At 65.2% G+C, this 19,122-nt stretch carries 16 protein-coding genes; 9 read left to right on the forward strand and 7 right to left on the reverse strand.

Annotated features, from left to right (window positions below; translation table 11 throughout):
- The 5 genes from ahcY to JHX87_RS02490 form a co-directional block, all read right to left on the reverse strand.
- The gene (gene ahcY, locus JHX87_RS02470) at positions 1–1,392 is read right to left on the reverse strand and encodes an adenosylhomocysteinase (protein ID WP_271886210.1); all 1,392 of its coding nucleotides are present in this window, start codon (positions 1,390–1,392) and stop codon (positions 1–3) included.
- Between the two features lie 109 nt (positions 1,393–1,501).
- Positions 1,502–2,146, reverse strand: coding sequence for a TetR/AcrR family transcriptional regulator (locus JHX87_RS02475; protein ID WP_271886212.1), 645 nt, complete (start codon positions 2,144–2,146; stop codon positions 1,502–1,504).
- Positions 2,147–2,478: 332 nt separating this feature from the next.
- Positions 2,479–4,299, reverse strand: coding sequence for a translational GTPase TypA (typA, locus tag JHX87_RS02480; RefSeq protein ID WP_271886214.1), 1,821 nt, complete (start codon positions 4,297–4,299; stop codon positions 2,479–2,481).
- A 364-nt stretch (positions 4,300–4,663) separates the two neighbouring features.
- Complete coding sequence (locus JHX87_RS02485) at positions 4,664–5,428, reverse strand: hydroxypyruvate isomerase family protein (RefSeq protein ID WP_271886217.1); 765 nt, start codon at positions 5,426–5,428, stop codon at positions 4,664–4,666.
- 7 nt (positions 5,429–5,435) lie between these two features.
- The gene (locus JHX87_RS02490) at positions 5,436–5,978 is read right to left on the reverse strand and encodes a DUF1285 domain-containing protein (RefSeq protein WP_271886219.1); all 543 of its coding nucleotides are present in this window, start codon (positions 5,976–5,978) and stop codon (positions 5,436–5,438) included.
- Between the two features lie 64 nt (positions 5,979–6,042).
- Between JHX87_RS02490 and JHX87_RS02495 the strand changes: the two genes are divergently transcribed.
- The 8 genes from JHX87_RS02495 (at position 6,043) to lpxB (ending at position 16,166) form a co-directional block, all read left to right on the forward strand.
- Positions 6,043–7,050 (forward strand): AAA family ATPase, encoded by a 1,008-nt coding sequence (locus JHX87_RS02495; protein WP_271886221.1) that lies wholly within the window; start codon positions 6,043–6,045, stop codon positions 7,048–7,050.
- Between the two features lie 7 nt (positions 7,051–7,057).
- Positions 7,058–7,927 (forward strand): DUF58 domain-containing protein, encoded by an 870-nt coding sequence (locus tag JHX87_RS02500; protein ID WP_271886223.1) that lies wholly within the window; start codon positions 7,058–7,060, stop codon positions 7,925–7,927.
- On the forward strand, positions 7,927–10,680 hold the full coding sequence (locus JHX87_RS02505) for a DUF4159 domain-containing protein (RefSeq protein WP_271886225.1): 2,754 nt from the start codon (positions 7,927–7,929) through the stop codon (positions 10,678–10,680). The genes JHX87_RS02500 and JHX87_RS02505 overlap by 1 nt, the downstream gene beginning before the upstream one ends.
- Entirely contained in the window at positions 10,677–12,824 is a 2,148-nt protein-coding gene (locus tag JHX87_RS02510) for a hypothetical protein (RefSeq protein ID WP_271886226.1), read from the forward strand. The genes JHX87_RS02505 and JHX87_RS02510 overlap by 4 nt, the downstream gene beginning before the upstream one ends.
- 60 nt (positions 12,825–12,884) lie before the next feature.
- A complete protein-coding gene (fabZ, locus tag JHX87_RS02515) occupies positions 12,885–13,364 on the forward strand; it encodes a 3-hydroxyacyl-ACP dehydratase FabZ (protein ID WP_271886228.1) in 480 nt (159 codons plus the stop codon).
- The gene (gene lpxA / locus JHX87_RS02520) at positions 13,357–14,145 is read left to right on the forward strand and encodes an acyl-ACP--UDP-N-acetylglucosamine O-acyltransferase (protein ID WP_271886230.1); all 789 of its coding nucleotides are present in this window, start codon (positions 13,357–13,359) and stop codon (positions 14,143–14,145) included. The genes fabZ and lpxA overlap by 8 nt, the downstream gene beginning before the upstream one ends.
- On the forward strand, positions 14,142–14,939 hold the full coding sequence (locus JHX87_RS02525) for an LpxI family protein (protein WP_271886231.1): 798 nt from the start codon (positions 14,142–14,144) through the stop codon (positions 14,937–14,939). The genes lpxA and JHX87_RS02525 overlap by 4 nt, the downstream gene beginning before the upstream one ends.
- 66 nt (positions 14,940–15,005) lie before the next feature.
- Positions 15,006–16,166: a lipid-A-disaccharide synthase gene (lpxB, locus tag JHX87_RS02530; RefSeq protein ID WP_271886233.1), complete on the forward strand. Its 1,161-nt coding sequence runs from the start codon at positions 15,006–15,008 to the stop codon at positions 16,164–16,166.
- Here the strand turns inward: lpxB and JHX87_RS02535 are convergent.
- Complete coding sequence (locus tag JHX87_RS02535) at positions 16,144–16,491, reverse strand: RidA family protein (protein WP_271886235.1); 348 nt, start codon at positions 16,489–16,491, stop codon at positions 16,144–16,146. The two genes, lpxB and JHX87_RS02535, sit on opposite strands and share 23 nt — an antisense overlap.
- Positions 16,492–16,648: 157 nt before the next feature.
- Here JHX87_RS02535 and JHX87_RS02540 point away from each other — a divergent pair, with 157 nt between their 5' ends.
- Positions 16,649–18,298: a flavin monoamine oxidase family protein gene (locus tag JHX87_RS02540; RefSeq protein WP_271886237.1), complete on the forward strand. Its 1,650-nt coding sequence runs from the start codon at positions 16,649–16,651 to the stop codon at positions 18,296–18,298.
- Here JHX87_RS02540 and JHX87_RS02545 read toward each other — a convergent pair whose 3' ends face one another.
- Positions 18,299–19,066, reverse strand: coding sequence for a carbon-nitrogen hydrolase family protein (locus JHX87_RS02545; RefSeq protein WP_271886239.1), 768 nt, complete (start codon positions 19,064–19,066; stop codon positions 18,299–18,301).
- Positions 19,067–19,122: the final 56 nt, after the last annotated feature.

The following is a 19,122-nucleotide window of genomic DNA, read 5'->3' on the forward strand; positions in this document are numbered from 1 at the left end:
TCAGTACCGGTAATGCTCGGATTTGAAGGGGCCTTCGGGGGTGACGCCGATATAGTCAGCCTGTTCGGGCGACAGTTTCGTCAGCTTGACGCCGATCTTCTCCAGATGCAGCGCGGCCACCTTTTCATCCAGTGCCTTGGGCAGGATATAGACGCCGGGCTGGTAATCGTCGCCCTTGGTGAACAGCTCGATCTGGGCCAGCACCTGATTGGTGAAGCTGGCCGACATCACGAAAGAGGGATGGCCCGTCGCATTGCCCAGATTCAGCAAACGGCCCTGAGACAGCAGGATGATCCGCGCGCCCGAGGGCATCTCGATCATGTCCACCTGATCCTTGATATTGGTCCATTTGTGGTTTTTCAGCGCGGCCACCTGAATTTCATTGTCGAAATGGCCGATATTGCCGACGATGGCCATGTCCTTCATCTGGCGCATATGCTCCAGCCGGATCACGTCCTTGTTGCCGGTCGTGGTGATGAAGATATCGGCGCTGCCCGCCACATCTTCCAGCGTCACCACCTCGAACCCGTCCATGGCGGCCTGCAGCGCGCAGATCGGGTCAACCTCGGTCACCTTCACGCGGGCGCCGGCGCCACGCAATGACGCGGCGCTGCCCTTGCCGACATCGCCGTAACCGCAGACGACCGCGACCTTGCCCGCCATCATCACATCGGTGGCGCGGCGGATGCCATCGACAAGGCTTTCCTTGCAGCCGTATTTATTGTCGAATTTCGACTTGGTGACGCTGTCATTGACATTGATCGCGGGGAAGGGCAGCAGGCCTTTCTTGTGCAGATCATAAAGGCGATGCACGCCGGTGGTGGTTTCCTCGCTGACGCCGCGGATCGCATCACGCTGTTTGGTGAACCAGCCGGGGCTGGCGGCCAGACGTTTCTTGATCTGGGCGAACAGCGCCTCTTCCTCTTCGCTGGTCGGCGTTTCGATCAGATCGGTCTCGCCCGCCTCGACCCGCGCGCCCAGCAGGATATACATGGTCGCATCGCCGCCATCATCCAGGATCATGTTCGCGGTGCCTTCGCCGAACTGGAAGATCTGATCGGTATAGGACCAGTATTCGGCCAGCGTCTCGCCCTTGATGGCAAAGACCGGCACGCCCGAGGCCGCAATGGCTGCGGCGGCGTGATCCTGGGTCGAATAGATGTTGCAGGAGGCCCAGCGAACCTCGGCCCCAAGCGCGGTCAGGGTTTCGATCAGAACGGCGGTCTGCACGGTCATATGCAGGCTGCCCGCGATGCGCGCGCCCTGCAGCGGTTGCGACTGGCCGTATTCCGCGCGCAGCGCCATCAGACCCGGCATTTCCGTTTCGGCAATATCCAGTTCCTTGCGGCCATAATCGGCCAGCGCGATATCCTTGATGATGTAGTCGGTCACGCTGATACGCCCTTTGCATGTTGTATTTGCTGCAAGGGGATAGCCGATGGACCCGCTAACCGAAAGGGGGAAAACCCCTTGCGGTTGCGTCACATCGCTGCTGTCTGCGTCAATCGGAGGTGCGGCTGCGGGTGGGCTGACCCAGATAGCGGATGATGAAGTTGTTCAGCATCTCTTTGGCCGAGGCAAGCTGGATCTCACCGGGCTGCAGATCTCCCATCCGGGAATCGACGACATAGCGGGCCAGACCATGCGCAAAGACCCGGCTGCTGATGACGATCGTGGTGATGTCGTCTTCGTTGCGCAGCAGGCCGGCGGTCTTGGCGCGTTCCAGAATGCGGATCATCAATTCGTTCAGCGAATCCAGATAGCGGCGGGTCTGGGGCGTGCGGACGGTATCCAGCACGGCCGAATTGGTGATCAGGCGGAACTGTTCGCGATTATTGTCGGCCCAGTCCAGATAGGCATCGCCAAGCGCCATATACTGCCCGATGGGGTCGTCCTGATCCATCTTGACGATGGCCTTCGTGGTGGCGTCGATCAACCGGATCAGACCCTGTTCGGCAATGGCGACCAGCAGCCCCTGATCGTCCTTGAAGATCCGCCGCAGATCGGCGGCGGGCACCCCCACCATCTTGCTGACCTGCGACAGCGAGGGACGATGCTCACGGCTTTGCTGCAGCATCTGCATCGTTGCGACAAGCGCCTGACCGTGAAGGCCCAGGCCTTTCAGGACGTCATCATGTCTACTCATACCGGCACCGTTACCATTCGAAGTCATGTTTCACTGCCTTTACCGGATCCGCGCGGTCCCGCCGGACGGGCCGCTTTCGTATATTTATGTCGGAAAGGTGAGCAGCATCATTCCAAGGGCCAATTACCGAATAACCACGGACAGGTTGTCCCGCGCCCGACGGGGGCGCGATCAAAGCGATTCTGGACAGTTTCAAGCCATTCACAACATTACACCTATTGGCCGCTACGATAGCTCGACCGGTGATATGTTAGCATGGACCGATTTGGGCACGAACCTCACTAAATCGACAGGTTGCGACAAGCCGCTGAGAAAGCGGCTTTTTCGCGGCCCTATCCTTCGGAGCGGGCTTGACGTTTACGTTCATGCGGATCCAGATAACGCTTGCGCAGACGGATGTTGCGCGGCGTGACCTCGACCAGTTCGTCGTCGTTGATATAGGCGATGGCCTCTTCCAGCGACATCCGCACCGGGGGCGTCAGGCGGACGGCCTCATCGGTGCCCGAGGCGCGGACGTTGGTCAGCTTCTTGCCCTTCAGCGGATTGACCTCAAGGTCATTGTCGCGGCTGTGTTCGCCGATGATCATGCCCTGATAGACCTGTTCCTGCGCGCCGATGAACATCTTGCCGCGCTCTTCCAGATTCCACAGCGCATAGGCGACGCTGATGCCATCTTCCATGCTGATCAGAACGCCCTGACGGCGCCCCTGGATCGCACCCTTATAGGGGGCCCAGCCGTGGAAAATGCGGTTCAGAACGCCATTGCCGCGCGTGTCGGTCATGAATTCGCCATGATAGCCGATCAACCCGCGCGACGGCACATGCGCGACGATCCGCGTCTTGCCATGTCCGGCGGGCCGCATGTCGACCAGATCGCCCTTGCGGTCGCCGGTCAGCTTTTCGATCACGGCGCCGGTGTAATCGTCATCGACATCGATGATCGCCTCTTCGACCGGTTCCAGCCGCTGGCCGTCCTCCTCGCGGAAGATCACGCGCGGGCGGCTGATCGACAGCTCGAACCCTTCGCGGCGCATGTTTTCGATCAGCACGCCCATCTGCAATTCGCCCCGGCCCGAGACGATGAAGGCTTCGCCGCCCGGCGTATCCTCGACCTTGATGGCGACGTTGGATTCGGCCTCTTTCATCAGTCGTTCGCGGATCACGCGGGACTGCACCTTCTTGCCGTCCTGACCGGCCAGCGGGCTGTCATTGATGCCAAAGGTCACGCTGATGGTGGGCGGATCGATGGGCTGCGAGGGCAGGGCGGTTTCGACCTCGGGCGCGGCGATGGTATCGGCGACCGTGGCCTTGGCCATGCCGGCCAGCGTGACGATATCGCCCGCCTCTGCCACGTCGATGGGCTGCTGCGTCAGGCCGCGGAAGGCCAGCACCTTGCTGATGCGGAACTGTTCGATCCGCTCGCCATCGCGGCTCAGTGCCTTGACGGTGTCGCCCGCCTTGGCACGCCCGGCCTCGACCCGGCCGGTCAGCAGGCGGCCCAGGAAGTTATCGGCGCCCAGCGTCGTGGCCAGCATCTGGAACGGCTCGTCCTGGCGGGCGATCTGCTTGGGCGGATCGACATGTTTCAGGATCAGGTCGAACAGCGCCGACATGTCCTTGCGCGGCCCCTCCAGCGAGTCATCGGCCCAGCCGCCGATCCCCGAAGCATAGACATGCGGGAAATCAAGCTGCTCGTCCGAGGCGCCCAGATTGGCGAAGAGGTCGAACACGTCGTTCAGCGCGTTGTCGGGTTCGGCTGCAGGCTTGTCGACCTTGTTCAGCACCACGATCGGGCGCAGCCCAAGCGCCAGCGCCTTCGAGGTCACAAATTTCGTCTGCGGCATCGGACCTTCGGCAGCATCGACCAGCAGGCAGACGCCATCGACCATCGACAGGATGCGTTCGACCTCGCCCCCGAAATCGGCGTGGCCGGGGGTATCGACGATATTGATCCGGGTGCCTTTCCATTCGACCGAGGTGGCCTTGGCCAGAATGGTGATCCCGCGTTCGCGCTCGATGTCGTTGCTGTCCATCGCGCGTTCGGCGACGGCCTGATTTTCACGAAACGCCCCCGACTGACGCAGCAACTGGTCGACCAGCGTCGTCTTGCCGTGGTCAACGTGAGCGATAATGGCGATATTGCGGATATCCATGGGGCGGCCCTTTTACTTTCGCCGTCGCCCTAACGAAATACCAACCGAATTGCCAGAGTTATTCGCGTTGCACATGGCGTCATATGGCAAAGGCCAGCAGAATGGCGCCGCGTGGATCACGCAGCGCCGGAATGGATCTGGCTGTTCTCAGCCCGGTCCGGATGCCAAAGGCTCAGCGAAGCCCAAGGAATGACAGGACGAAAAGGACGATAACGACAAGACCGACGATATAGATGATCGAATTCATGGTTCTTTCTGCTCCCGAATAGATGATCCCGCTGCGGGGATATTTCCTGCTGCAAGGCAGCTATCGTCGAATAACGACGCTCGGCAGCGTCAGTTCCTTGTGATTGCAAAGAAAAAATCAGCGCCTTGTGGCATTGTCCAGCCAGCCCAGCCCAAGATCCGTCCGCGCCGATGGGTTATAGCGGGCGCTGACCCAGCCCTGAAAATCCTGGCTGTCCATATCCTGAAACAGCGCCAGGAATTCCGGGTCGTCCACCGCCGGTTCGTGCCGGTGCGGATGGCCTGCGATCTGGACGTGGCGGATCAGGGATGCATGCTCACGCCAGACGCTCAGCACGCTGCCGGTCATGTCCTGGGCATGAAAGCTGTCCAGCTGCAGGCCCAGATTGCCCGCCCCGACCTCGGCGATGATCTCTGCCGCCAGCCCGAAATCGCACAGGTAAGAGCCGGGCAGAATGGTGGGCGATACCGGCTTCATGACAAGATTGGCATGTGGCGCGCGCGCAGCGGCCCAGGTCAGGTTCTCGATCAGCGTTCGGCGCGCATGACGTCCCTGGGCGGCGCCCGGGATGATGCGGATATGCCGGATATGCAGCGCCTGCGCCAGCCGCAGCGCCCGGTCGAAATCGCTGCGAAACCGGCTTTCCAGACCGGGGACCGCCGCAAAGCCGCGCGGGCCGCCCGACCAGTTGGGCGGCGGGCAGTTCATCAGCACGATCTCTAACCCCGCCGATTGCGCGGCCTGAAACAGCGCGCGCGGGTCCATGTCATAGGGATACAGGATCTCGACCGCCCCGAACCCGGCCTCGGCTGCCGCGGCAAAGCGATCCAGCATCGGCAGTTCGGTAAAGAGATAGGTCAGGTTCGCGGCAAATCGCGGCATGATCTGCCTAGGGTTCCAGCGCGAAGAATTGCCCGGCAGAGCGCACGCCGGTCCTGCCATCCACCTCATCCGCCGCGGCGGCCAGCCGGTAGAAGGTCTTGCGGTCGATCAGGGCCTCCAGCCCGGCGCGGACATGGACATAGGGACGCGGTTCCTGCGCATCGCCGCGCATGATGATCGGGTGATCGGCATCGGCCAGGACCTCATCGCCGACATTGGTGGTAAAGGTGACGCGGTCCGGCAGAATCTCGGCATCGGTGGCGATGAACGGGGCATCCTGCACGCGAATGCCGACCTTCTCGACCGGGGTGACAAGAAAGAACTTGCCATCTTCGCGCTTCAGCACGGTGGAAAACAGGCGGACCATTGCCGGGCGTCCGATGGGCGTGCCCTGATAGAACCATGTCCCATCGGCGCGGATTTCCATGTCCAGATCGCCGCAAAACGGTGGATTCCACAGGTGAACCGGCGGCAGTCCGCCCTTGGCGGCCTTGCTGGCTGCGGCGGCGATGCCCTCGGCACTCACGTTTTTGTCACTCTCTTGCGGCATTCCCTGTGGTCGCCTTTCCTCAAACTCCCTATGTTCGGTTCTAAAGCAGCAAAAGGACAATGTCATGAGCTTGGATGAGAATCTGGTGCCCGAGGTCGAGCGGCTTGGCCAGCAGCTATCCGACGCGCGCGCCAGCATTGAGCGACGCTTTGTCGGGCAGCATGATGTTGTGGAACAGGTTCTGGCGGCGATTCTGTCGGGCGGTCACGCGCTGCTGGTGGGCCAGCCCGGTCTGGGCAAGACGATGCTGGTCGATACGCTGGCCACGGTGATGGGGCTGGACAGCCAGCGAATCCAGTTCACGCCCGATCTGATGCCCGCCGATATCCTTGGATCAGAGGTGCTGGACGTGCTGCCCGATGGCAGCCGCGCCTTTCGCTTTATCGAGGGGCCGGTCTTTACCCAGCTTCTGATGGCGGATGAGATCAACCGGGCCTCGCCCCGCACGCAATCGGCGCTGCTGCAGGCGATGCAGGAACGCGAGGTGACCGTCAGCGGCAAGCACCGTCCGCTGGGGCGCCCCTTTCACGTTCTGGCCACCCAGAACCCGATCGAGCAAGAGGGCACCTATCCCTTGCCCGAAGCGCAGCTTGACCGCTTTCTGATGCAGGTGGATGTCGATTACCCCGACCGCGACACCGAGCGCGACATCCTGCTGGCCACGACCGGCATTGAGGAGGCACAGGCCCATGCCGCCTTCACCGCCGATGCGCTGATCGCGGCACAGAAGCTGGTTCGCCGCATGCCGGTGGGCGAAACCGTGGTCGAGGCGATTCTGGATCTGGTCCGTGCCTTCCGCCCCGGCTCGGACGAGGCGGACAGATCCGTTGCCGATGCGCTGGTCTGGGGACCGGGGCCGCGCGCCGCGCAGGCGCTGATGCTGGTGACACGGGCGCGGGCCGTGCTGAACGGGCGGTTCGCGCCGGTGCTGGACGATGTGGCGGCCTTCGCGGCGCCGGTGCTGCGCCACCGCATGTCCCTGTCCTTCGCGGCGCTGGCGCGGGGCGAGACGGTGGATGGCGTGATCGCCCGCGTGCTGGATGCACGCCTGTTGCGCCAACAGGCGGCATGAGGCAGCGTTGAGCCTGGGGCCTGCCGAACTTCGCGCCGAAGCGCAGGGCGTCAGCGCCCATCTGCCGGGGCTGATCCTGTCGGCGGAGCGCCTGTCGCACATGGTCGCGCCGGGCGCGCATGGCCTGCGCCGGGCCGGTCCGGGCGAGGATTTCTGGCAATATCGCCCTGCCGAACGGGGCGAGGCCGCGCGCAATATCGACTGGCGCCGCTCGGCCCGGTCGGATGGCGAATTCGTCCGCGACCGCGAGGCGCAAAGCGCCCAGACGCTGAGCCTGTGGGTCTCGGGCGGGCAGGGCATGCGCTACAGCGGCGATCCCGAACGTGTCACCAAGGTGCAGCGCGCGCAGGTTCTGGCGCTGGCGCTTGGGATGATCGCGCTGCGCGGCGGGGAAAAGGTCGGCCTGCTGGGTCAGCCCGCCCGCGCCGGTCGGCGTCAGGTGGAACGGTTGGCGCAGGCGATCAGCGCCTCGGTCGCGGCGGAAACGGATGGCGACGCGCCCTTGCCGGATGTGCTGCGGCCCAATCAGCGGCTGGTGATCATCTCGGATTTCCTGACGGATCCCTCCTGGGTTCAGGCCTTGCTGGCGCGAGCGGGCAGCATCGGGTTGCGGGGCGTTCTGCTGCAGGTGCTGGACCCGGATGAGGAAGAGTTTCCCTTTTCCGGCGCCGTCGAATTCCGGTCGCTGTCTGGGACGATGCGCCATGACAGCCGCGATGCGGCGGGCCTGCGCGAGGCCTATCTGCTGCGACTGGCCGAACGGCGCGACTGGCTGCTGAAACATGCGCAGGGCGCGGGATGGCATTTCGGCCAGCACCGGACCGATCACTCGGCGGCGGTGGCGCTTGGCTGGCTGTATCAGGTTCTGGGGGGCTGATGCTGGTTCTTGGACCTCTTGGCTTTGCCGCGCCCTGGATCCTGTCGGCGCTGATCGCGCTGCCGGTGCTGTGGGTGATCCTGCGCGCCATGCCGCCCGCCCCGCGTCGCGTCAGCTTTCCCGGCGTCGAATTGCTGCAGGGGCTGGCCGACCGGGTGCCGATTGCGCATCGCACGCCCTGGTGGCTGCTGCTGCTGCGGATGCTGGCGATTGCGGCGCTGATCCTGGCCTTTGCCGGGCCGCTGTGGCGTCCCGTGCTGCAGGTGCAGGGCAACGGGCCGCTGCTGGTGGTGATGGATGCGGGCTGGGCCGCCGCGCCCGACTGGGCCAGCCGCCAGGGCCGGGCCGAGCGTGCGCTGACACAGGCCGCCGCTGCTGGCCGCCCGGCCGCGCTGCTGATCGCCGATGGTCAGGGCAAGGGCGCGCTGGAATTCGCCCCCGCCGATACGCTTCTGGCGCGGCTGCGCGCGGCAGAGCCGGTCTCCTGGCGCTCGACCCTGCCGCCGGACCCGTCTACGGCCCTTGCCAATCTGCCCGAGGGGGAATTGCAAAGCCTGTGGCTCAGCGACGGTCTGGACCATCCGGGGCGATCCGAATGGCTTGCCGATCTGACGGCGCGCGGGCCGGTCACGGTGGTGCCGCCCCTGCAGGCGGCGCGGGCGCTGACGCTGCATGGCGGCGATACGCCCTCGCTGACGCTGACCAGCGCGGATGACACGGCGCCCGAGATCCTGGCCGTCGGCCCTGATCCGCAGGGGATCGAGCGTCCGCTGGCGCGGCTGACGCCCGGCGATGGCGTCACCCAGGGCGGCGTGACCTCGCGCCCGACCGCCATCGACCTGCCGCCGGAATTGCGCAACCGCATCACCCGCTTCCAGATCGCCGAGGAAGGTCATGCCGGCGCGGTGGTGCTGGCCGATGACCGGGTCAAGCGGCGCAAGGTCGGACTGGTCGGCGATCCTGACCGGCAGGCCGAGGGGCAGCAATTGCTGTCGCCGCTGCATTACCTGCGCCGCGCTTTGGCGCCCAGCACCGATCTGGTCGAGGGCAATCTGGGCGATGTGCTGCGCAGCGCGCCCGATGTCGTCATCGTTGTCGATCAGGTCAATCTGCCCCGCATCGGCGAACTGGCCGAATGGGTGGATGCGGGCGGCTTGCTGATCCGCTTTGCGGGGCCGCATATGGCCGCCGATGAAGACCTGCTGTCCGAACCGCTTTTGCCCGTCGCGCTGCGACAGGGCGGGCGCGACATCGGTGGCGCGCTGAGCTGGGGCGATCCGCGCGGTCTGGCGCCGTTCCCTGCCGATGGCGTCTTTGCCGGGCTGAACGTGCCGGGCGATGTCAGCATCCGCGCGCAGCTGATGGCCCAGCCCGCGCCGGAACTGGCGCCCCGGACCATTGCCGCGCTCAGCGACAAGACGCCGCTGGTCACGCGGGATCGTCTGGGCAAGGGGCAGGTGGTGCTGTTCCATGTCACCGCCAATGCCGAATGGTCGAACCTGCCCATTTCCGGCCTCTTCGTCGAGATGCTGAACCGGCTTGTCGCCACGGCCCGCGTGACCCCGGCCGAGGCGCAGGCAGATGATCGCGACCAGCCTTTCTGGACGGCCGAGACGATCCTTGACGGATTCGGCCGGGCGCAGGCGCCCGATGGGCTGGCCCCGGTCCGGGCCGAGGATATCGCCCAAAGCCCCGGACCGGGCCACCCGGCAGGGATCTATGCCGCCGGGGAACGCCGCCGCGCCCTGAATGCGGGGCTGGAATATCGGCTGGCCGACTGGTCCGGCGCACAGGTCGAACGGCCCGAAGCCGCTCAGGGGCGCGATGTAAAGGGGATCCTGCTGGCGCTGGCCGCGCTGCTCTTGGCGGCGGATGCGCTTGGCTCCAGCCTGCTGGCGGGGCAAAGGCGGCGCGGCGCGATTGCCTCGGCGCTGGTGCTGGCGATGCTTTGGCCCGCGCCGCGCGCCACCGCGCAGGATCTGAACGCCGAACTGATCCGCGCCGCCGATGAGGTCGCGCTGGCCTATGTCACCACCGGCGATGGCGAGGTCGACGAAACCTCTCGTCAGGGGCTGGAAGGGCTGTCGGATATCCTGCGGCAACGCACCTCGGTCGAGCCGGGGGCGCCGGTGGCCATCGATCTGGACAATGACGACCTGTCCGTGCTGACCTTTCTGTATTGGCCGGTCACCGACGACCAGCCTCTGCCATCGCCGCAGGCCTATCTGCGGCTGAACCACTATCTGCGCTCGGGCGGGATGATCCTGTTCGACACCCGCGACGGCGATCTGGCGGGTCTGGGCGCGCCGGACATGTCACAATCGCTGCGCGATCTGGCCGCGCCGCTGAACATTCCGGCCCTGTCACCCGTGCCGCCCGATCACGTCCTGACCCGCAGCTTCTATCTGCTGCAGGAATTTCCCGGCCGCTGGCTGGGCGGCCCGGTCTGGGTCGAGGCCCCGCCCGCAGGGGCCGCGGCGGCCGAGGGCGTTCCCTTCCGGCAACTGAACGATGGCGTCAGCCCCGTGGTCATCGGCGGCAACAGCTGGGCCGAGGCCTGGGCCGTGGATGATGACGGCAACCCGGTCTATCCCCTTGGCACCGGCTGGGAAGGCGAGCAGCAGCGCGAGATGGCCTATCGCTTTGGCGTCAATCTGGTGATGTATGTGCTGACCGGGAATTACAAATCCGATCAGGTCCACGTTCCCGCGCTTCTGGACCGGCTGCGTCTGGAAGAGGAGGTCAGCCGATGACCCAGATCCGCTTTGATCCGGCGCTGCCCTGGGCGGCGATTGCGGTTCTGGCGGCGCTGGCGCTGCTGGTTGCGGTGTTCGCGCTGTGGCGCGGGCTGCGCGGCTGGGCCTGGCGCGGGCTGGCGGGGTTGGCCGCGGCGCTGGCGCTGGCGGGACCGGCGCTGGAACTGGGCAGCCGCGTGGCGCTGCGCGATATTGTGATCCTGCTGGATGACCGCTCTGCCAGCCAAAGCCTGCCCGGACGGCGCGAACAGACCGATGAAGCCGTCGAAAACCTGACCCACCAGATCGAGGCCATGCCCGGGACAGAGCTGCGCCGGATCACCTTGGGCGATGACAGGGACGGCACGCTTCTGGCCACCGAACTGGGCCGCGCCATCGCCGCCGAACCCGACAGCCGGCTGGCGGGCATCATCGCCATCAGCGACGGGCAGATCCATGACGCGCCGATGCTGCCCAAGACCGCCCCGGCCCCGACCCATCTTTTGCTGACCGGCCGTCCGCAGGACTGGGACCGGCGGCTGGTGGTCGAAGAGGCCCCGGCATTCGGGCTGATCGACCAGCAGGTCAAGATCCGGCTGCGCGTCGTCGATGAGGGCGCCGTCCCCGAGGATCTGCGCGGCAGGCCGGTGAACCTGCGCCTCAGCCTTGACGGAGAGAATGAGCGGCAGGTCGCGGTTCCCATCGGGGTGCCGCTGGAACTGCCGGTCACGCTGGACCATGCGGGGCAGAATATCGTGCAGATCGGCTTTGACGCGCCCGAAGGTGGCGAATTGACCGAGCGTAACAACTCTGCCGCGATCAGCATCAATGGCGTGCGCGACCGGCTGCGGGTGCTGTTGATCTCGGGCGCGCCGCATGCGGGGGAACGGACATGGCGCAATCTGCTGAAATCGGATGCGGCGGTGGATCTGATCCATTTCACCATCCTGCGCCCGCCGGATAAGGGCGATGGCGTTCCGGTCAATGAACTGGCGCTGATCGCCTTTCCGACGCAGGAACTGTTCATGCAGCGGATCGACGATTTCGATCTGATCATCCTTGACCGCTATCGCGTGCAGGGGATCCTGCCGCCCTCTTACTACCAGAACATCGTGCGCTATGTGCAGCAGGGCGGCGCGGTTCTGGTGGCGGCGGGGCCGGAAATGTCGGGGGTGGAAAGCCTGAACCTGTCGCCTCTGGGATCGATCCTGCCCGCCCGCCCGACCGGGCGCGTGATCGAAGAGCCGTTCTTGCCGCAGCTGACCGAAGATGGCCGCCGCCACCCGGTCACGGCCGATCTGCCCGGCGCGCCGCCCGCAGACGGGACGGCAGATGGGGACACGACCGATCAATGGGGCCGCTGGCTGCGCATGTCCGAGGCGGTGCCTGCGGGCGATGCGCAGGTTGCGATGTCGGGGCCGGATGATGCGCCGCTGCTGATCCTTGACCGCGTGGGCGAGGGCAGGGTGGCGATGCTGACCTCGGATCAGGTCTGGCTGTGGGGGCGCGGATTCGAGGGCGGCGGCCCGCAGCTGGAATTGCTGCGCCGCATCGCGCATTGGTCGATGAAGGAACCCGAACTGGAAGAGGAATCGCTGCGCGCCGAACTGCTGGGCGATCTGGATATCCGCATCACCCGCCGCAGCATGCAGGAACGCGCCGGTCCGCTGATCGTGACCCTGCCCGATGGCAGCGACAGCACCGTGACCCTGACCGAGGCCGCGCCGGGCCGCTTTACTGCCGACTGGACCGCGCCGGAACCGGGTCTGTACAGGCTGCGCGAAGGGCAGCAGCGCGCGGTGATTGCGGTGGGCCCTGCCGCGCCACGCGAATTCGAACGCACCCTTACGGATGAGACGCAGATTCTGCCGCTGGTTGAGGCAACCGGCGGCGCGGCGCTGCGGCTGTCCGACGGCATCCCCGATCTGCGCAGCGTGACCCCGGGCCGCGCCGCCACGGGCCGGGGCGTGGCGGGCGACTGGATCGGCATCACGCCGCGCGATGCGGGCACGGTCACCGGCCTGCAGCGCCGCCCGCTTCTGCCCGGCTGGGCCTGGCTTGTGCTGATCTCTGGCCTGATCCTGACCGGCTGGCTGGCCGAGGGTCGCCGGGGTGGCAATCCCGCGCCCAAGGGGCAGCCGCAGGGAACCGGTCCCGTCTGATCCGCTTGCCAAGGCGGGATGTCGTTGCTAACCCAAAGTAAATCGTGTGAAGGACAGAGAATGGCTGACGCAGAGCGCAACCCCGCACCCTATACAGAGACTGATCTGTCGCTGATCAAGCGGATCATCCCGCATCGCTATCCCTTCCTCTTCATCGACAAGGTGCGCGACATCGTTCCCTTCGAAGGCGGGGTCGGCATCAAGAATGTCACCAATAACGAGCCGCATTTTCAGGGCCATTTCCCCGATCAGCCGATCATGCCGGGCGTCACCATCGTCGAGGCGATGGCCCAGACCTCGGCCATCGTGGTGGGCATCAGCATGAACATCATCGACCAGCCCATGCTGACCTATTTCATGGGGATCGATAAGTGCAAGTTTCGCCGCATGGTGGTGCCGGGCGATGTGCTGGAACTGCATTGCAAGGCGCTGCGCGGTGGCGGCAAGATCTGGAAATTCGAAGGCAAGGCCATTGTGGATGGCGAAATCTGCGCGACAGCCGAATTCACCGCAATGATGGCACGCGCAGAAGATGGCTGAGGCACGCATCCATCCCTCGGCCGTGATCGAGGAAGGGGCGCGGATCGGCGACGATGTCGAGATCGGCCCCTTTTGCGTCATTGGACCGCAGGTCACGCTGGCCGACCGGGTGGTGCTGAAATCCCATGTCGTCGTCACCGGCGAAACCACGATCGGCGAAGAGACGGTGATCTTTCCCTTCGCCTCGATCGGAGAGGTGCCGCAGGATCTGAAATTCCGTGGCGAGCGGGCCCGGCTGGAGGTCGGCGCACGCAACCGCATCCGCGAATATGTGACCATGAACCCGGGCACCGAGGGTGGCGGCGGGATCACCCGCGTCGGCGATGACGGGCTGTTCATGGCGGGCAGCCATGTCGCCCATGACTGCCAGATCGGGGACCGGGTCATTCTGGTCAACAATGCCTCGGTCGCGGGTCATTGCCATCTGGAAGATGACGTGATCATCGGCGGGCTGTCCGGCGTGCATCAATGGGTGCGCATCGGGCGCGGCGCGATGATCGGCGCGGTGACCATGGTGACGGCCGATGTCATCCCCTACGGGCTGGTCCAGGGGCCGCGCGGCCGTCTGGACGGGCTGAACCTTGTCGGCTTGAAGCGTCGCGGCGCGACCCGCGCCGATATCATAGCCCTGCGCGAGATGCTGGGCGACCTGTCCCGCACCTCGTTCCGCGAAGGTGCCCGGCTGCGGGCGCAAGAGGAAGGGACAAGCCCGATGGTGCGCGATGTGCTGGAGTTCATCCTTGGCCCCTCAGACCGCTCTTTCCTGACGATGAAGACATGACCAGAACCGCTGTCATTGCCGGGCAGGGCGGGCTGTCCGCCGCTGTCGTCCAGAACCTCGACAATCCGCTGGTCTATGCGCTGGAGGGCTATGCGCCCGATTTCCCGGCCGAGCCCTTTCGCATCGAACGGCTGGTGCCCTTTCTGGACGGGCTGATCGAGGCCGATGTCAGCCGCGTGGTCTTTGCAGGCGCCATCCGCCGCCCGCGCCTTGACCCCGAACTGTTCGATCCGCGCACGGCGCAGCTGGTGCCGCGCATCCTGATGGCGATGCAATCGGGCGACGATGCCGCGCTGCGCGCCGTGCTGGACCTGTTCGAGGAATTCGGCCTGTCGATCCTTGGCATCGCCGAAGCCGCGCCGGATCTGGTGCCGGCTGCAGGGCTGCTGGTCGGTGAGCCCAGCGATGCCGACCGCCGCGACGCCGACCGCGCGGCCGAGCTTTTGGCCGCGACCGGGGCGCTGGATATCGGGCAGGGCGCGGTCGTGGCGCAGGGCCTGTGCATGGCGATGGAAACCCTGCCGGGGACCGAGGCGATGCTGGACTTCGCCGCCCGCCATGCCGGATTGCGCCCCCGTGCCGATGGCGCGAAAGGCGTGCTGTTCAAGGCGCCGAAACCGGGTCAGGACCGCCGCATCGACCTGCCCACCATTGGACCGGACACGGTCGCGCAGGCCGGAAAAGCCGGTCTTGCAGGGATCGCATGGCCCTCGGGAAGCGTTATCCTGTTAGAGCGTGACGAGTGTATCCGGCGTGCCCAGGATGCCGGGCTGTTCCTTTGGTCGCGAGGCTAGGCGATCGGTTGCACGCGGACCTGTATCGGTGCCGTGTCGTAGACAGTTAGAACAGGTTGGAAACGCATGAAATTCTTTCTCATTGCGGGGGAAGCTTCCGGCGATCAACTTGGCGCGGCGCTGATGGCCGGGTTGAAGGAACTGCTGCCAGAGGTGCAGTTCACCGGCATTGGCGGGCCGCTGATGCAGGCCGAGGGGCTGGAGAGCCTGTTTCCCATGGATGAGCTCAGCCTGATGGGGATCTGGGAGGTTCTGCCCAAATATCGCCATCTGAAGCAGCGCATCGCCGAAACCGCTTCCCAGATCGTGGCCCAGTCCCCCGATGCGCTGATCACCATCGACAGCCCGGATTTCTGCCTGCGCGTCGCCCGCGGCGCGCGCGAGGCACGGCCCGATCTGCGCACCATCCACTATGTCGCGCCCTCGGTCTGGGCCTGGCGCCCGGGGCGCGCCGACAAGATGGCGCAGGTGATCGATCACGTGCTGGCCATCCTGCCCTTCGAGCCACCTTTGATGCGGGCCGCCGGGATGACCTGCGATTTCGTCGGCCATCCGATTGCCGCCGCGCCGGTGGCAGGCCCCGAAGAGGCTGCCGCCTTTCGCCAGCGCCACGGCATTGCCAGCGACGCGCCGCTGGTCCTGTGCCTGCCCGGTTCGCGCAAATCCGAGGTCGGTCGCCTTGGCGCCCGGTTCGATGAGGCGCTGATGCGGCTGCGCGACCGCATCCCCGAAATGCGGGTGATCCTGCCCACGGTGCCCGGCGTCTCTCATATGATCCATGACATGACGCGGCGCTGGCCGACCGAGCCCATCGTGATCGAGGATCGTGGCGAAAAGCGGGCCGGTTTTGCGGCTGCCGATCTGGCGCTTGCGGCCTCGGGGACGGTCAGTCTTGAACTGGCGGCCAATCGCGTTCCGATGGTGATCGGCTATGACATGGCGGTGCTGAGCCGCTGGATCATCGGCATGATGATCCGCACCGACACCGTCACGCTGGTCAATCTGGTCAGCGAGACGCGCGCGGTGCCCGAATATCTGGGCCGCGATTGTCAGCCCGGCCCGCTGGCCGAAGCCTTGCAGAAGGTGCTTGAGGATAGCGAGGCGCGCCGGGCGCAATATGCCGCCATGGATCTGACCATGGAACGGCTGGGCAAGGGGGGTGAGGCGCCGGGCCTTCGCGCGGCGCGCTCGGTCCTGCAGGCGATCAGAGAACCGCGGTCACGATGATCTCGACCAGATAATCCGGGGTCGCCAGCGCCGATTCGCCGGTGGCGCGGGCCGGGGCATGGCCTTCGGGCACCCAGGCATCCCAGACCTCGTTCATGGCTGCGAAATGCGTCATGTCGGACAGCCAGATCACCGCCTGCACGATCTTGGTCTTGTCCGTGCCCGCCTGCGCCAGCAGGTTGTCGATCTGGTCCAGGATCTGGCGGGTCTGATCGGCGGCCGAGGCGCCCGGCTCTCCGACCTGACCGGCCAGCCAGACCGTGCCATTGGCGATGACGATCTGGCTCATCCGTTTGCTGGTATCGATGCGTTTGATATCGGTCATGTCATGTCCCTTTCGATGGTGTGATTTCGGCGCGACGCTATCCACAGGCGCGCGTCGCGGCAAGCGGTGGTTGACGGCTGTGGCGGTTCATGGGCAAGAGATGGCAGACGCATGCAGCCACAAAGACAATGCGCGAACCGACAGGAACGGAGTGACGATGATGGACAGCCTCAGCGCCTTTGGCCCCGATTTCCCCTATGCCTATGACGACTGGATCAAGCATCCCGCCGGGTTGGGACAGGTGCCCGCCGATATGCAGGGCGAAAAGGTTGCGATCATCGGGGCCGGCGCATCGGGGATTATCGCTGCCTTCGAGCTGATGAAGATGGGCCTGCGCCCGATTGTCTATGAAAGCGACAAATTCGGCGGGCGGCTTCGTTCGGAAACCTTCGAGGGCACGGATGGCATTATCGCGGAACTGGGCGGGATGCGGTTTCCCAGCTCGTCGCGCGGTTTCTTTCACTATCACGATCTCGTCGGCTGCCGCTCTGAACCCTTTCCGAACCCGCTCAGCGGTGCCGCCGGATCGACGGTCATCGACCTAGAGGGCGAGACGCTGTTCGCGCGCAAGCTGGATGATCTGCCCGCGCTATATGGCGAGATTGCCAAGGCCTATGATGCCGCGCTGGCCAGACATGCGGCCTATCCCGAACTGCGCGAGGCGATCACGGCCCGCGACGCGGATCGGGTCAAGGCGCTGTGGAATCCGCTGGTCGCGGAATGGGATGAGCGGACCTTCTATGATTTCGTCACCCGCTCCGAGGCGTTTCAGGCGCTGAGCTTCCGCCACCGCGAGGTGTTCGGTCAGGTAGGCTTCGGCACCGGCGGATGGGACAGCGATTTCCCCAATTCCATGTTGGAGATCCTGCGCGTCAACCTGTTGGGTTTCGACGATGAACAGCGCTATATCGTCGGCGGCGTGACCAATGTTCTGTGGCGCCTGTGGCAGGCGACCCCGCCCTGCGCGCATTGGCCCGAAGGCACCAGCCTTGCCAGCCTGAATGGCGGTGCGACCCGGTCACGCGCCACCGCGATTGCCCGCAAGCCGGGCGGGACGCTGGTGGTGACCGATCAATGGGGCAATGAAGATGAATACGCCGCCGTGCTGGCGACATGTCAAAGCCATCTGCTGACCACGGCCATGGATGTGGATGAGGATCTGTTCGAACAGAAGCTGTGGATGGCGCTGGATCGCACCCGCTACATGCAGGCGGCCAAGACCTTTGTCATGGTGGATCGCCCCTTCTGGAAGGATATCGACCCTGTCAGCGGGCGTCCGGGCATGTCGATGACCCTGACCGACCGGCTGACGCGCGGCACCTATTTCTTTGACAATGGCGATGACAGGCCGGGCGTGATCTGCCTGTCCTACAGCTGGATGACCGATGCGCTGAAGGTGCTGCCGCTATCGGCTGAAAAGCGCGTGGAACTGGCGCTGAAGGCGCTGCGCAAGGTCTATCCCGATGTCGATATCGCCAGCCATATCCGGGGTAAGCCGATGGTCGTCAGCTGGGAGGCGGACGAGAATTTCCTGGGCGCCTTCAAGGGCGCCTTGCCGGGGCATTACCGCTATAACCACCGGGTCTACGGGCATTTCATGCAGGACCGGCTGCCCGCCCATCAGCGCGGGTTGTTTCTGGCGGGCGATGGCGTCAGCTGGACCCCCGCCTGGGTCGAGGGCGCGGTGCAGACCGGGCTGAACGCCGTTTGGGGGATCATGACGCATCTGGGCGGCGCATCGCCTGCGGCCAATCCGGGGCCGGGCGATCTTTATCCCGAATACGGGCCGATCGCGCTGCAGGACTGATCAGTCGCGCAACTCCTTGAGCTGCGTGGACAGATGCGCCTCGGCAAATTCCGAGCGTTTGGGCAGATCGGCGATCAGGATCGCCTCTGCCTTGCCCGCGCTGGCCAAGGCGCGCCCGTCAGGCCCGACGATCAGCGAGCCGCCCCCGAAAGTCAGATCCCCGTCGGCGCCGATATAATTGGCATAGAGGATGCTGACGGCATTTTCATTTGCCCGCGCGGGAACCAGAAATTCGTTCACATGGCCATAGCCCGCAGGGTTCGCCGTCGGCACCACCAGAATCTCGGCACCCTGCCGTGCCAGCACCCGCGCATGTTCGGGAAATTCGATGTCATAGCAGACCAGCATGCCGATCCGGTGGCCGCGATATTCAAAGACCGGCGGCGTTTCGGCGCCATGCTGAAAACTTTCGCGCTCCATCGGGCCGAAAAGCTGCTTCTTGCGGTAATGGCCGCGCATCGACCCGTCCGCGCCGATGAAAGAGGCGGCGTTATAGACCTTGTCGCCGGACCGTTCGGCCCAGCCGAAGGTGATGGCCAGACCGGCGCTGCGTGCAATCGCGCCGACCTGCTGGATCCATTTTCCCGAAACGGGCTGCGCCTGTTCGCGATGGGCCTCGGGGCGGTTATAGCCCGGCAGGATCAGTTCTGGCACGACCATGATCTCGACGCCAAGCGCGGCCAGATTGCGGGCCACCGGCTCCAGCCAGCCGGGATCGGCGCTGTCGGCGGCGCTGCGGGGCAGTAATTGAAGAAGCGCAACTTTCATCGGAACCCAACCAGTTTTCAGGTCAGGATAAGGTGATCAAATTAGTTTGGAAACAG

Origin of the sequence: Paracoccus fistulariae, assembly GCF_028553785.1 — a bacterium.
Lineage (GTDB): Bacteria > Pseudomonadota > Alphaproteobacteria > Rhodobacterales > Rhodobacteraceae > Paracoccus > Paracoccus fistulariae.

Excerpts from the sequence above, each read along its gene's own strand:
- JHX87_RS02475 (WP_271886212.1), bottom strand. The coding sequence starts at position 2,146 with ATGAGTAGACATGATGACGTCCTGAAAGGCCTGGGCCTTCACGGTCAG.
- typA (WP_271886214.1), bottom strand. The coding sequence starts at position 4,299 with ATGGATATCCGCAATATCGCCATTATCGCTCACGTTGACCACGGCAAG.
- JHX87_RS02485 (WP_271886217.1), bottom strand. The coding sequence starts at position 5,428 with ATGCCGCGATTTGCCGCGAACCTGACCTATCTCTTTACCGAACTGCCG.
- JHX87_RS02490 (WP_271886219.1), bottom strand. The coding sequence starts at position 5,978 with ATGCCGCAAGAGAGTGACAAAAACGTGAGTGCCGAGGGCATCGCCGCC.
- JHX87_RS02495 (WP_271886221.1), top strand. The coding sequence starts at position 6,043 with ATGAGCTTGGATGAGAATCTGGTGCCCGAGGTCGAGCGGCTTGGCCAG.
- JHX87_RS02505 (WP_271886225.1), top strand. The coding sequence starts at position 7,927 with ATGCTGGTTCTTGGACCTCTTGGCTTTGCCGCGCCCTGGATCCTGTCG.
- JHX87_RS02510 (WP_271886226.1), top strand. The coding sequence starts at position 10,677 with ATGACCCAGATCCGCTTTGATCCGGCGCTGCCCTGGGCGGCGATTGCG.
- fabZ (WP_271886228.1), top strand. The coding sequence starts at position 12,885 with ATGGCTGACGCAGAGCGCAACCCCGCACCCTATACAGAGACTGATCTG.
- lpxA (WP_271886230.1), top strand. The coding sequence starts at position 13,357 with ATGGCTGAGGCACGCATCCATCCCTCGGCCGTGATCGAGGAAGGGGCG.
- JHX87_RS02525 (WP_271886231.1), top strand. The coding sequence starts at position 14,142 with ATGACCAGAACCGCTGTCATTGCCGGGCAGGGCGGGCTGTCCGCCGCT.
- lpxB (WP_271886233.1), top strand. The coding sequence starts at position 15,006 with ATGAAATTCTTTCTCATTGCGGGGGAAGCTTCCGGCGATCAACTTGGC.
- JHX87_RS02535 (WP_271886235.1), bottom strand. The coding sequence starts at position 16,491 with ATGACCGATATCAAACGCATCGATACCAGCAAACGGATGAGCCAGATC.
- JHX87_RS02540 (WP_271886237.1), top strand. The coding sequence starts at position 16,649 with ATGATGGACAGCCTCAGCGCCTTTGGCCCCGATTTCCCCTATGCCTAT.
- JHX87_RS02545 (WP_271886239.1), bottom strand. The coding sequence starts at position 19,066 with ATGAAAGTTGCGCTTCTTCAATTACTGCCCCGCAGCGCCGCCGACAGC.